This is a genomic window from Streptomyces sp. NPDC020731, assembly GCF_044334705.1.
GTDB lineage: Bacteria > Actinomycetota > Actinomycetes > Streptomycetales > Streptomycetaceae > Streptomyces.
In genome coordinates, this window is the sequence record NZ_JBIRTN010000003.1 from 373,920 (window position 1) to 386,944 (window position 13,025).

A 13,025-nucleotide genomic window follows, 5' to 3' on the forward strand; every position below is an offset into this window, starting at 1 on the left:
AACGCGACACCGCGCTGTCCCGGGACCACTCGGCCGGAGGTCCACCCAGGCCGTCCCGGCTCCGCGCCGTCGCCGGGACGGGACGTCGGCCATGTGCTGCCGGGACGGTTGCGGGCGCGCCTCGAAGACATGACGAATAACGGGATCGGCACGGCCCGTTGTGTTCAAGCCATTGACACGTGCATTACATGGGCTTTACGTTCCGGCCATCTGAGAGCGCTCTCAGAGTCTCCCCACTGTCACGACTTGAGGTGACGCATGCCATCCCCACGCACCAGACCGGCCACCGTTCTGCTGCTGGCCTCAGCCCTCGCCGTCGCGGGCCTGGGCGGCCCTGCCGCCGCACCCGCGGCCGCCGCCACCGTCCCCGTGGGTTCCGGCAGTTACTCCGACACCCGGCCCCCCGGCACGTCGGGCCCCACCACCAACACGGGAACGCCGGTCGCGCCCAAGGTGACCGCCGCCGCCAAGGACCGGCCCGTGCCCACCAACGACTGGTGGTCCTCCCTCGCCTTCCAGCGCTACGGCGACAACCCGTACTCGACCCCCATGTACGGGCACCCCCTCACCTACCAGGCCACGGCCGGCGGGCTCGACGTCGGCTACCCGACGAGCGCCGCGATCGTCGGTGACGGCCGCCAGTACGAGTACGCCCACAAGCGCGACCTCACCATCGGACTGACGGGCCTCAACTCGCCCGACACGAAGGCCGACAGCTGGTCCGACTGGACGGTCACCCCCTACTGGTCCGACGGCGCCCGCACCCTGCGCACCACCATCGGCCACGGCTCCCCGTTCGTCTACGCCAAGGGCTCCGGCGGCAACGCCCAGATCACCACCGCCGGCGCGCCCGCCGTCTTCGCCGACCAGGGCAACGTCCTCGGCATCACCGTCGCCGGACACCACTACGCCCTCTTCGCGCCGACCGGCAGCGACTGGAACGTCTCCGGTTCCACCGTCACCGCCGGGCTCGGCTCCAAGGACTACTTCTCCGTCGCCGTGCTGCCGTCCACCGGCGCGCTGGCGACGTTCAAGAAGTACGCCTACAGCTTCGTCACCGACTCCAAGGCGACCTGGAGCTACACCGGTGGCACCGTCAAGGCGACCTACACGCTCACCACCGAGGCGAAGGAGGGCACCGAGCGCGGCACGCTCCAGGCCCTCTACCGCCACCAGTGGCTGAACACCACGGACGCGCTCACCTCCTACACCTACGTCTCACCGCGCGGCACCATGAAGGTCCGCGAGTCGGCCTCCTTCAGTACGAGCCAGAAGGCGTCCGCGGTGCTGCCCGGACTGCCGAAATCGGACGGGGTGGACGCCGCCAGGCTGCGCGGCCACCTGAACGATGTCGTGAACGCCGCCGACCCCTTCTCCGGTGCCTCCGACACGTACTGGACCGGCAAGGCCCTCGGCCGGCTCGCCCAACTCGTGCCCGTGGCCGACCAGATCGGTGAGACCGGCACCCGCGACAAACTTCTCGGCCTGCTCAAGGGCAAGCTCCAGGAATGGTTCACGGCGGGGGGCGCGAACGAGTTCAGCTACGACAAGGACTGGAAGACGCTGACCGGTTACCCCGCGTCCTACGGCAGCGACACCGAGCTGAACGACCACCACTTCCACTACAGCTACTACGTCTACGCGGCGGCGATCGTCGCCCAGTACGACCAGGGATGGGCCGCCGACTCCGCCTGGGGCGGCATGGTCGAGACGCTCGTACGGGACGCCGCCAACCCCAGCCGCACCGACACCGCCTTCCCGTTCCTGCGCGGCTTCGACGTCTACGCGGGCCACAGCTGGGCCTCCGGCCACCAGGGTTTCGCCGCCGGCAACAACCAGGAGTCGTCCTCGGAGTCCACCAACCTCAGCGCGGCACTCGTCCTGTGGGGCTCCGCAACCGGCGACACCTCGCTGCGCGACCTCGGCACCTTCCTGCTGACCACCGAGTCGGAGGCGATCGCCCAGTACTGGTTCGACGCCGACGAGCAGGTCTTCCCGTCCTCCTTCGGCCACGACACGGCCGGCATGGTGTGGGGCAGCGGCGCCGCGTACGCCACCTGGTGGACCGCCAACCCCGAGGAGATCCACGGCATCAACGTCCTGCCCGTGACCGGCGGATCGCTCCACCTCGGCGGTGAGAAGGCCGCCATCCGGCGCAACCTGGCCGAGATGGAACGGGAGAACGGCGGCCCGGCCGTCGAATGGCGCGACATCCTCTGGGAGTTCCAGTCCCTCGCCGACCCGGGTACGGCCAAGGCGAAATGGGACGCGGGCAACGCCGGCTACACCCCCGAGCAGGGGGAGTCGAAGGCGCACACCTACCACTGGATCAACACCCTCGACACCCTCGGCGCCCCGGACGCCACCGTGACCGGTGACATCCCCACCTCCGCCGTCTTCACCAAGGGGACGTCCCGGACGTACGCGGCCCACAACTTCGGATCGACGGCCCGTACCGTCACCTTCTCCGACGGCAAGACCCTCGCCGTGCCGGCCCGTTCCACCGCGACCGGCACCGGGACCGGTTCAGGAGACCCCGACCCCGACCCCGACCCGCCGACCGGCAACACCTTCCAGCTGCGCAGCGGTGGCGTCCTGACCACGGCGACCGGCGGTACGGAGGGCAGCGACACCATCGCCTCCGCCGGCGGCGCCAACCACGACGGCACCCCGTACCAGCCCCTCGTCTACGAGGCCCGCGGCGTCAGCGGCACGCTCGCCCCGGGCGCACAGAGCGCGTTCCGGCTCCAGCTGGACGCGGGTACCTCGGTCGGGCTGGGTCAACAGGCCCGGATCAGCTACGACTTCACCGGCGACGGCAGCTTCGACCGCACCGAGACGTACCACTACTTCGCGACCGACCCGGTCACCGGATGGGAGGAGTACTCGCAGGCGCGCGGTCTCAAGGCGTCCACGGGCACACCGGGCAACCTGAGCGGCGGCACCGTACGCCTCGAGGTGTGGAGCGCCATCGGCAACGGCACCTCGAAGCTCCGGACGGGCACGGACAAGTCCGTGCTGGTGATCCCTTACGGCTGAACCGGCGAAGGCCGGCGGCGGGCACCGGCGTCCGGCCGATGCCCGCCGCACGTCCGAAGCCGTTCTACATGTGCAGCGTTGCGGCGGTGCGACGGACGGCCGGTCGTCGTCCCTCCGTCCGTCCGTCCGTCGCAGCACGCGCTCACCACGTCCCTCCCCCACGCCACGCGGGCGAAAGTCCGTCACCAGCTGTGGCACCCGCGCCGGCGGCTGTGCGGCAGCGGGGAGGGGCAGGTCGTCGAAGCTGTCCTCGAGGCTGTCCTCGAGCCACCGCACGACCCGGCAGATCCTGCGCTCCGCGTTGAACGTGCTCGGCGCCGTTCCCCACGCCCGGCGGACGGCGGCACGCCGGGATCGTCAGCCGTCCCACCGCTCCCGGCAGCCCTGGCCGACACTCTCGGCGGTACACACAGCCACGCATGAACGAAATATCGCCTGTTGACATCGCTAACACGGATGCGTCATGCTCTCGTCAGCAGCAGGTGACCGCGTCGGCAGCACCGGCATTGTTGTCTGTCCCTCCGTCCCGTCCCGCTTCCCGGAGCCCAGCACCATGCCCAGGTCCCGTCACCTCACCCCCATGGCCCTCCTGATCGTCTCGGCCCTCACCCTCGTAGGATGCGGCTCCGACGACGAGGCGTCCGGGGCACCGCCCTCCGTTTCCGCCGCCGAGTCGGAGCGGAACGCACCCGAACCGGACGACGAGCCCACGGCAACCGCTTCCGCGTCGGCGGAGGACGACACGTCACTCGCCGACTTCCTCCGCTCGGCGAAGGTCGACGACACGCTCGTGAACCGTCTCGGCGAGGTGGGCGACGCCAATGGCTACGGCCTGGGCGAGGGCGTGGAGACGAGCCTGGAGGAACGGCAGCAGCTGGCGACCGTACAGGTCGGCACGTGCCGTGACGTGGCCGTCGGGCACCGCACGTGGGAGGGGATCCAGGCTTCGGACGTGAGCTCGGGCGGGACCGAGGAACAGGCCGCGGCGATGGCGGACTTCCTGCGCGAGGAGTTCTGCCCGCACGTCGCGCCCTACAAGGAGGCGCCGTTGCCGAAGCAGTCCCTCGGCGGGCCCGAGGAGGATGCCGAGGAGGGACGGGGCCTGGCCTCGCCGGTGTCCTGGTGGGACGCACGGTACCGACGCGTCTCGTGGTCCGAGGAGTGCGCGGCCCAGACGGGACAGCCCATCGGGGACCCGGTCGCCTACCGACTGTCGGACGACACCGTCGTCTGCGCCACCGTGCCGCCGGCGGAGCAGTTGAAGGAGCACCTCATCAACGTGGACATCGTGTTCGCCGGACCCGTCGGTGAGGAACGGGCACTGGACGCCGCGCTCTCCCTGCTCCCCATCGACGCGGTGGCGGAGGACGAGACGGAAGGGACCAACCCCGACTGGTCGTACCTCGAGGGCGCCTGCCTCAACGTCAACATCCAGAGTCAGCGCCTCAAGGACGTCGTCACCGGCCTCGAGAAGGACGCCGAGCCGTGGGCGCACGCCGTCTACTACTCCGACGGAGCCACCACCGACGGCGCCGTCGGCCCCTACACCGGCGAGATCAAGCAGGTCTCCCTGTCCACGGGGAGGAACGAACCCACGGACACCGGCGACCTGACCTGCTGACCTCCTCCCGCACCGGGCCGGTACCGGCACGTCACCTCGCGTCGGCGCGTCCCACCGCCGTACACGGACGGCATCCCCGCCCCCGGGCCACGGCCCCTGTCACCCCTGCCCGAGAGAGTCCCCGTTGATCGACAGCACCACCCCCCGGAGGGACGGAGCGTCCCCCGTCCCTCCGTCCGCCGTGCCTTCCCCCTCGGACGTGCGCGCGGAGCGCCGCCGGCTCATCGAGTCGATCGGCGCCCTTCGCCGTCTCCTGGCCGACCGCCGCGCCTTCGAGGTCGCCGACCGGCGACGCCTCAGCCGCGAGGCGAGGGACCGCGGCCGCGCCGAAACGGCCCACGGCAAGGCACTCCACCGCATTCATGAGCAGCGGACACGCCAGGAGGCCTCGCTGACCCACCGGCTCAGCGCGCTGGACGGAGAACACGAGCGTCAGGAGGGTCAGGCCCTGGCGGTCCTGCGCCGTCGGTCCATCGAGCGCGCGCTCAGCAGCGCCCACCTCACCGCCAGCGAGGTGAACGGCATCGGCAACGGCCTCATCCGCAGCCTGGCGGCACAGGGCATCGGAACCGCCGCCGACTTCGACGACGTCAGCTGGGGCAAGGCACCGAACGGCAAGGGCGGCGACGTCCTCTACATCCACCGCACCAGCGGCGGCAAGGTCCACATCAACGGCATCGGCGAACACCGTGGCCGCCCGCTGCTGGAATGGCGTCGGTCCACCCTCGCCCGCGCGCAGGCACGCGCCCCGCACAAGCTGCCCCCGGACGAGCGGCACCGCATCGCCGGGATCATCGAGGCCGAACGCGTACGTCTGCGCGAGGAACTGGCAGAGGCCCCGCAGACAGCCGAAACAGCACGCGCGGAAGCCGTACGGCTGCACGCCGAAGCCCTCGACCTGCTCACCGCCGCCACCGGCGAGGCCGCACGGATCGCCGCCGAACGCCGGGCGGAGTTCGACGCGATGGCCGAGCAACTGCTCGACCTCCAGAGCCGGCTGTCGGCCCACGTGGACACGTACGGTGATGCCGGCCGCCGCGTCCGCCGTGCGCAGAACCGTGCGCTCCGCCCGATTCCCCAGGCGCCGCCCCTCCCCGGCATCCCGTCACCACGCGCTCCCGGTGACGCGGCGACCCGGGTCGGCCTCACCAAGGCCACTGGCCGGACCGGTCCCCACCCGGTTCCGGGAGTCCGGGCAAGCCCCGGCTGGCTGGTCCCGATTCTCTACTTCTGCCTCACAGCCGTCGTCGGTGTGGGCGAACTGGGGGACAACACGGCCCACCCCTCCATGATGATCGCCTCCCGCCTCGTCGCCCTCGCGGCCACCGCCGAGCTCCTGCGCCTGTGGCTGCCCCGCATACGCACGCGCACCGCGGGCCCGTTGCCCGACGGAACCGGCCGGCAGACCTCCGGAGTGTTCCTCGCCCTGACCGCGGCCGGCATGTTCGAGGACGAGAATTCCGACGTCTTCGGGGCCGCCTGCGTCGTATCGGTCCTTGCCGCAGTGCTCTTCCTGGCGGGGACCGGTAGCCGCATTGTTGAGGCAGACGACCGCACGTCCCGAAATGGAGCCGCCACATGACCGAGAACACGCCCGAGAGACCGGACACCACGCCCCCGCCACCCCCGACGGCACCGCCCACGGCCACCCAGGCCTACCCCATGGCTGTCCCCGCGACCACGGAGGGACGCCGTCCGGCCAAGCGAGCCCTGATAATTGCGGCCGTCGTCGTGCTGCTCCTCGCCGGCGGTGGCGTCGCCTGGTGGGCGCTGGCCGATGAGGGGGACGCCATCGACCACGTCGAGGTCTCGGGCGGCAAGCTCGTCACCGAGGACAGCGACGCGTACGAGGACTGCGACGACACCGACGACTACACCTACAACGACTGCGACTCGGACACCGACGAGACCTACGAGTTCGTCTACAGGATCACCAACGAGGGGGACGAACCCGCCAACTACTCGGTCATCGTCAACGCCTTCGACGAGGACGGCGACTTCGTCGGCCAGACCTACCTCGGGTCGACCCACCTGGCCGCCGGCAGGACGGACGCCGACAAGAGCGAGTTCAACGAGTACAGCGAGTTCGACGACAAGCGCGAGCTGTCCGACATCGCGTCCGTGAAGGTCGCCTACGTCGAGCGCGTCGCGCTGGCCAACTGAGCCGAGGCGAACCCCACGAAGCGCGTCCGTCCTTCACGCCCCACCGTGAAGGACGGACGCCAGACGTCCATCCCGGGCCGTGACGGCGCGCCCGTGCTCCACGGCCCCGGTGACGACGCACGCGTCGTGTGTCAGCCCCGTTGCAGGTCCATGCGGTTGATCTGCGCCAGGAGCGGCGGCTCCGACTGCCCTTCATGGCCTAGGTGCAGTTCCTGTCGTGCCCGCGTGGCCATCACGTAGTACGACATGCGCAGTGCGGCGGAGGTGGGGTCCGTCCCCGCGTCCTCGTGCGTGTCGGGGATGACGACGGTGTCGAAGCCGAGCCCCTTGGCGCTGCGGCGGTGCACGATCACGATCCCGGGCCGGCCGAGGTCGAGGTTGCGGTACTGCCCGCCCTTGGACTCGGACGTGTACAGCTGGGGCTTCAGGCGCGGTGCGCGGTTCTGGATGCTGCCGAGCAGGGAGAACTGGGTGTGCTTGGTGGCGGCGATCACACCGATGTTCTTCTTGGGCTGCGTCTCGGCGAGCAGGACGAGCAGGTCCGCGACGCCCCGCTCGTGGAAGCGGTGCAGGCGCGGCACCGGTCCCTGGCGGCCGGGCAGCACAGGCGTGCCGGCTCCGGTCCGGAAGTGGGCCGCGAAGGACGCGATCTGCTCGGTGTTGCGGTGATTGCCGTCGAGTTCGTGGCGGGTGCACCGGCCGAGGTTGCGGGCGATCTCGTCGAGGGTGGAGTTGGTGTCGGTGAGCCGTTGGCACTCGTCCGCGAAGACGGTCGTACGGGCCCCCAGCATGCGGCAGAGCAGGTAGAACTCCGGTGGCAGGTCCTGCCCTTCGTCGATGACCAGCGTGGGCCCGGCGACCGGTGCGGTGCCGGCGGCACGGTTGTGGAGGGCCTCCCAGTCGTACCAGCCGTCGCCGCCGCCGGGCGGTGTGGCGCCGTACCAGTCGGCGAGCCAGCGGTGTGCGGTCATGACGCGGACCGAGCGGTCCGTGGGGCCCAGGGCGTGCACCGTGCCGGCGAGCGACTGGCGCAGCAGGTTGGAGTAGGTCAGCAGGACCACGGGGGTGCCGGTGAGGGCGAGCATGACGGCGCGCTGCGCGGCCAGCACGCTCTTGCCGCTGCCGGGCGGCCCGCCGACGAGGTGGTTGCCGTCGAAGGGGAGTCGGTCGAGGCCGGCCCGCTGGTCGGGATCGAGGTCGAGGTAGCTGATGGTCACTGCTGCTCCAGAGTGCCCGCCGCGGCGGTGCGGGCCGCGGTGACGATCGACTGCAGGTAGCCGGGGACCCGTCCGCCGCCGACGACGAGGGCCCGGTCCAGGAGGCTGTTGCCGGCCTCGCAGCTGGTCTCCGGGAGCAGGGCACAGGCGTGGCAGGCGGCCCGGTTGAGGTTGCCGAAGCCCTGCCCGGAGTGTTCGGCGCACAGCGGGTCGGCGGAGCACCAGGCGGCGGACTCGGTCATCCGCAGCAGTGTTTCGGCCAGCCGTGGTGGTTCGCCCTGGCGGACCAGTCCGCCGAGGGTGCCTTCGGCGTCCCCGGCGGCGGTGTAGACGAGGATGCCGTACTGGTCCTGTTCGGGGCGGGCGTAGATCCGTTCGCGCAGGCTCGCCGTCGTGTAGCCGGACTCGAAGGACAGCTGGCGGATGACAAGGTGGGCCAGGGTGTGCAACAGGACGAAGCGCGGGGAGAGTTCGGGACCGGTCACGTTCTGCAGACGGTCCTTCTGGAACGAGCGGTCGAGGTCGGCCCGCATGCCCTTGACGCGCCTGCGTACGTCCGGGTCCTCCTCCCAGTCCTTCAGTGCGCCGTGGTCGAGGGTGAGGAAGACGCCCTCGCCGAAGACCTCGACGGCGGGCAGCCACTTCAGCCGGCGCGAGGTGTCGGCGGGGACGACTGTGGCGTCCGGGGAGACCCGGGTGAAGCCGGACAGGGCGCGGACCTCGCGGAGCCGGTCGGCGAGGACGATGCGGCCGAAGCGGCGGGCGAGCCCGGCCCACGGCTCGGCGGTCTCACCGGCGAGGCCGAGCGTGGTCTCGCGCAGGGCGAAGTCACGGGTGGCGGGCGGGGCGGGCGCCGTGAACGCGGCCCACTCCTCCCGGCTCAGATCGGGCCGCGCGGGGCCTTCGGGCGCACCGACCGTGGCGGTCGGGCCCGTGCCTCCCGTCTCCTCGGTCAGGAGTGCGTCCAGCAGGCCGTCGTCGGCTCCCGTGTCCTCCTGGATCATCTGCCGGAACAGGACGGCGCGCGGTGAGGCGGCGTCCCGGCACAGCGACACCCAGAGGTGGTGTTCGCGGACCTGGTCCGCGAGCGCGTCGTCGGCGTGTGCGGGTACGTCGGTCTCAGGAATGTCGAGCGCGGAGAGCACGATCGGGTAGTAGAGGTTGCCGGCGGTCCGCTGCACGATCTGCACCGGGCGCGGGCACTGGACGGCTTCGCTCGCGCGCTGCCACGGGTTGCGTCCCGAGCAGCGTGTGCCGTGGGTGCCGAGGATGTCGAGCAGGTCCCGGACGGCTCCGCAGCCTTTCGCGGTGCAGGCCACGGAGAGCGCCTCGAGTCCGGAGGCCCGTTCGGAGACGAGGAACCGCAGCTTCTCGCGTTCCCCGCACTGGCGGCGTTCCCCGCCGTCGCGCCGCGAGTGCGCCCAGAACCACCAGTCGACGTCGCTGAGGTGCCCGGCCTGGCAGATCTGCACGAACCGCATCGGTGCCAGTGTCCGCGCGGGCGAACAGGACGGGCAGCGCGGTGCCTGACCGTGTTTCTCGTCGGCGATCCGCCAACGCTTCATCCGTCGGCAGGCGCCGCAGAACAGCCAGGAGGGGAAGCGGATGTAGGGCGCTCCGGGGGCGTCGGCGGCGTCGAAGCGGTCGTTGGCGGTGGCGGGCGCGGCGTAGAACCCGGTGACGCCCAGGCGGTCCGCGAGCCGGGGTGAGTCGATGGGCTGCCTGGCGCGGGACGGCCAGTCCCCGATGCCGGTGGCGACGAACGACTCGCCCTGGATGTCGAAGACGGCCCCGACCCCGAAGGGCACCACGGTCTGCGACTGACGTACCCGGAGTGTGCGGTTCACAGGTCGGCTCCCTTCACTGTCACCTGGCATTCCCGGTCGACGTTGCGCATCGAGTTGGGTGTCTCCCACAGGCCGTGGACCTGCTCGAAGCTCTTGATGAGGTTGGACTGGCCCTTGCCCTGGCTGCGGTAGTACAGCTCGCGGCCGTCCTTGCGGGCCTGTCGTGCGAGGTCCTCCCAGTCGGCGAGCAGTCCGGCGAGTTCCTCGCGCACGGCGTCACCGGTCCCCGGCTCGGCGGTCTCCGCCCGCATCGCCAACTCCTCTGTCAGCGCCTCGACTTCGCTCGTCCGGTCAAGGATCCGTCCGGCCTGGTTCTCGGCCGCGAGTCCGAGCCGGTGCCGTACGAGGACGACGAGCACGGCGTGCAGGGCGCGACGGCGGGAGGGCACGGACCAGGGGGTGACGCTGGTCGGCTCGACATGCCGGTAGAGCGCGCGGTGGTACACGTCGAAGGTCTCGTAGTGCGAACGGTCCCTGGGCCGGGTGGCGTTGAAGAAGGTCACCACGAGTCCGGGCACGGCGTGGCGGCCCACGCGGCTGGTGGCCTGGACGTACTCGGCGGTCGTCTTGGGCTGGCCCTGCATCAGCATCAGCGCGAGCCGCTTCACGTCGACGCCCACGGACAGCATGTTGGTGCAGGGCAGGAAGGACACCGACTTCGTGTCGTCCCAGCTCTTCTCCAGCCGGTCGAGGAGCACGGGCTGCTCGGAACGGGGCAGGTTGCTGGTGAGTTCCTCGACCTGCTGGTCCGGCAGGGGGCGTACGCCGCCGCCGGAGTCGAGTCCGGCCAGCTGGGCGGGGATGTCGTCCGCGGCGGCGGTGACCGTGCGGCCCAGCTCGCGCAGGCTGTGGTGGTACGCGACCAGCGTCCAGTAGGCGTCCCGGTGTTCCTCGGGCAGCTCCCACGCGCCTTGGAGCAGGGCGGCGGCGGTGGCGACTGCGGCACGGCCGGCGGTGTGCCCCTGGGCCATGACACCGACGTAGCGGCGGCCGGGGCGGGAGGTGTCGGGCTCGGCGAAGTAGGAGTGGCGGGCGTCGAGTCCGGCGGGCGGAAAGAGCTGGACGTCTCCCCCGTACAGGGCGCGGACCTGCTCCCCGGAGCGGCGGATGGTGGCCGTGGACGCCACGACCTTGGGACCGGTCCCGTCCGGTGCGGCGCACAGGCCGAGGACGGCGGACTCGTAGAGGCCGACGGTGGTGCCCAGCGGGCCGGTGAGCAGGTGCAGTTCGTCCTGGATGACGAGGGACGGCGGCCGGTGCGCGGTGCCGGCGCCGAAGAGCCGTCCGGCGCGCGGTTCCCAGGCGAGGCGGGCGAACTTGTCCACCGTACCGAGGACGAAGGTGGGCGGACGGTCGTAGAGGTGGTCGTCCACGACGGCGACGGGCAGCTCGTCGTGGAAGAGGCACTCGTCCCTGGGGCAGAAGAAGGCGAAGGAGTCGACGGCGGCGCGCACCCCGTAGTCGTCGATGTCGGGCGACTTGTGGGCGGGCAGGATGCGTGTGCCGCACCAGGGGCAGCGGTCCAGGATGAACACGTCGTCCGGGGTGGCGGCCTCGCGCGCGTTCTCGAAGTCACGTCGCGCCTTGTCGTAACTGTTCGCGGTGGTGGTCTCACCGACCCACAGCCCGATGGAGAACGGCTCCTCGCCGTAGGCGGCCGGGTCGTCCCGGCGCATGGACTCCAGGGCGCACACGGTCGTCGCGGCGCGCTGGAACTGCTGTGTGGTCAGCAGGCTGAGGGTGTACCGGCTGAGCACGGCGGTGCCTCCACCGTCGGGTCCGCCCCGGCGCAGCACCATCACGAACGCGGCCAGCAGCAGGTACGCCTCGGTCTTGCCACCACCGGTCGGGAACCAGATGAGGTCCGTGACGGCGCGGTCGGGGTGCCGGGGGTCGACGGCACCGTCGACGGCCAGCAGGAAGAACGCCAGCTGGAAAGGGCGCCATCGGGCGTCCGCGTACGGCTGCGGATCCGGCGGTACGCCGTCGTCGCGACGGGGGCGCCGGACGCCCGCCAGGTCGGCGGCGGAGTGGCGCATCTGCAGCGCCATGGCGTGGTTGGCGGCCCGGAACGCGTGCAGCAGTTCCGGGCGGCGGGGGTCACAGAGGGTGCGGACGCCGGACTCGATGCGGGAGACCGCGGTGCCGATCCGTCCGAGGACGCGTTCAGCGGCCTCGCGCCCCCACTCGGGCACCTCGGTGTTGAGCTGCCCGACGTACCAGGCCCGGTAGGCGAAGGCGAACTCGGCGAGCTCTTCCCGGAGTTGGTCGGCCGAGACGGCCGGATCGGCGAGGTGGACGAGGCTGAGCACCGGTGTGTCGGTGAGTCCGGCGGCCCGTACGCCCGTGACCTCCGCCTCGGGCATGACGGCCGCCCGCAGTTCCGTCACCGCTCGGCCGTCGTCGTCCCGCAGTTCTTCAACGGCGCACCCGTGGCCGACCGCGTGGGTGCGCACATGCCGGTACTGCAGGCGCAGTTCCTGTTCCTCCAGGTCCCTGCTGGCCAGGCGCACACTCGGGTACTGGAGTACCTGCCCGTCGACGGGCCGGGCCCGCAGCTCCACCTGGAACAGCATCCCGTCCCAGTGGGCGCTCCTGCCGAGGGCGGAGTCGTACCGGGCCGCGTTGACGAGGGCGACGGTGACGAGCTTTCCGTTGCCGAAGTCCCGCCGTGTGATGCGGAGTTCGGCTCGTGCGTCCAGTACGGGGACCTGATCCTGGTCCGGGCCGAGGAGATGTGTCTCGGCCGGTATCGCGATCCGCTGCCAGGTCCGGCCGCGCTGACCGCTGCGCGAATGCGTCCGGTAGCGGGCGGCGGAGCACTCGACCTCGAGCATCTCGGCGTCGGTGTAGAAGCTGAACCCCAGGGACGACGGCAGCCAGGAGTTCGCCTCCGGCACGGGGTCGCCCGCCGGTGCGGTGTCCTCGGCCCCCCGCTCGGTGCCGGCCCCGTCGAACTCCTCCCTGGCGAGGTCCAGCTGTCCCTGCAGGTCGGCCTCCTGCGGATAGAGGGTGCCCATGAGGTACTGCCGGTCGGGCGGTGCGTCGAGCGTCTCGTCGTCGCCGTCGACCGGACCGACGAGCTGCCGCCGCAGGTAGGAGACGAGTTCCTGTCTGGGGTCCATGGGGTTCCTGGTG

Annotated in this window: 7 protein-coding genes; 4 read left to right on the forward strand and 3 right to left on the reverse strand. The window is 71.3% G+C overall.

All coding sequences use genetic code 11. The features are described from left to right. The first annotated feature begins 258 nt into the window (after positions 1–258). From ACH4VX_RS06745 to ACH4VX_RS06760, 4 genes are all read left to right on the forward strand, one after another. Positions 259–3,039: a glycosyl hydrolase gene (locus ACH4VX_RS06745; protein ID WP_398366244.1), complete on the forward strand. Its 2,781-nt coding sequence runs from the start codon at positions 259–261 to the stop codon at positions 3,037–3,039. A gap of 553 nt (positions 3,040–3,592) precedes the next feature. Beyond that, positions 3,593–4,660, forward strand: a complete 1,068-nt coding sequence (locus tag ACH4VX_RS06750) for a hypothetical protein (protein ID WP_398366245.1) — start codon at positions 3,593–3,595, stop codon at positions 4,658–4,660. A 181-nt stretch (positions 4,661–4,841) separates the two neighbouring features. Next, positions 4,842–6,242, forward strand: coding sequence for a hypothetical protein (locus ACH4VX_RS06755; RefSeq protein ID WP_398366246.1), 1,401 nt, complete (start codon positions 4,842–4,844; stop codon positions 6,240–6,242). Next, the gene (locus tag ACH4VX_RS06760; protein ID WP_398366247.1) at positions 6,239–6,823 is read left to right on the forward strand and encodes a hypothetical protein; all 585 of its coding nucleotides are present in this window, start codon (positions 6,239–6,241) and stop codon (positions 6,821–6,823) included. Before ACH4VX_RS06755 ends, ACH4VX_RS06760 begins: the two co-directional genes overlap by 4 nt. Positions 6,824–6,954: 131 nt before the next feature. On the opposite strand, the gene ACH4VX_RS06765 is transcribed toward ACH4VX_RS06760, so the two are convergent. The 3 genes from ACH4VX_RS06765 to ACH4VX_RS06775 are packed head-to-tail and all read right to left on the reverse strand — an operon-like array spanning position 6,955 to position 13,012. Then, the gene (locus ACH4VX_RS06765; RefSeq protein WP_398366248.1) at positions 6,955–8,040 is read right to left on the reverse strand and encodes a DNA helicase; all 1,086 of its coding nucleotides are present in this window, start codon (positions 8,038–8,040) and stop codon (positions 6,955–6,957) included. Beyond that, positions 8,037–9,887, reverse strand: a complete 1,851-nt coding sequence (drmB, locus tag ACH4VX_RS06770; protein ID WP_398366249.1) for a DrmB family protein — start codon at positions 9,885–9,887, stop codon at positions 8,037–8,039. The genes ACH4VX_RS06765 and drmB overlap by 4 nt, the downstream gene beginning before the upstream one ends. Next, complete coding sequence (locus ACH4VX_RS06775; RefSeq protein ID WP_398366250.1) at positions 9,884–13,012, reverse strand: helicase-related protein; 3,129 nt, start codon at positions 13,010–13,012, stop codon at positions 9,884–9,886. Before ACH4VX_RS06775 ends, drmB begins: the two co-directional genes overlap by 4 nt. Positions 13,013–13,025: the final 13 nt, after the last annotated feature.

What these genes read in the sequence shown, in the direction of transcription:
- ACH4VX_RS06775 (WP_398366250.1), bottom strand. Translation starts at nt 13,012, where the DNA reads ATGGACCCCAGACAGGAACTCGTCTCCTACCTGCGGCGGCAGCTCGTC.
- ACH4VX_RS06750 (WP_398366245.1), top strand. Translation starts at nt 3,593, where the DNA reads ATGCCCAGGTCCCGTCACCTCACCCCCATGGCCCTCCTGATCGTCTCG.
- ACH4VX_RS06760 (WP_398366247.1), top strand. Translation starts at nt 6,239, where the DNA reads ATGACCGAGAACACGCCCGAGAGACCGGACACCACGCCCCCGCCACCC.
- ACH4VX_RS06745 (WP_398366244.1), top strand. Translation starts at nt 259, where the DNA reads ATGCCATCCCCACGCACCAGACCGGCCACCGTTCTGCTGCTGGCCTCA.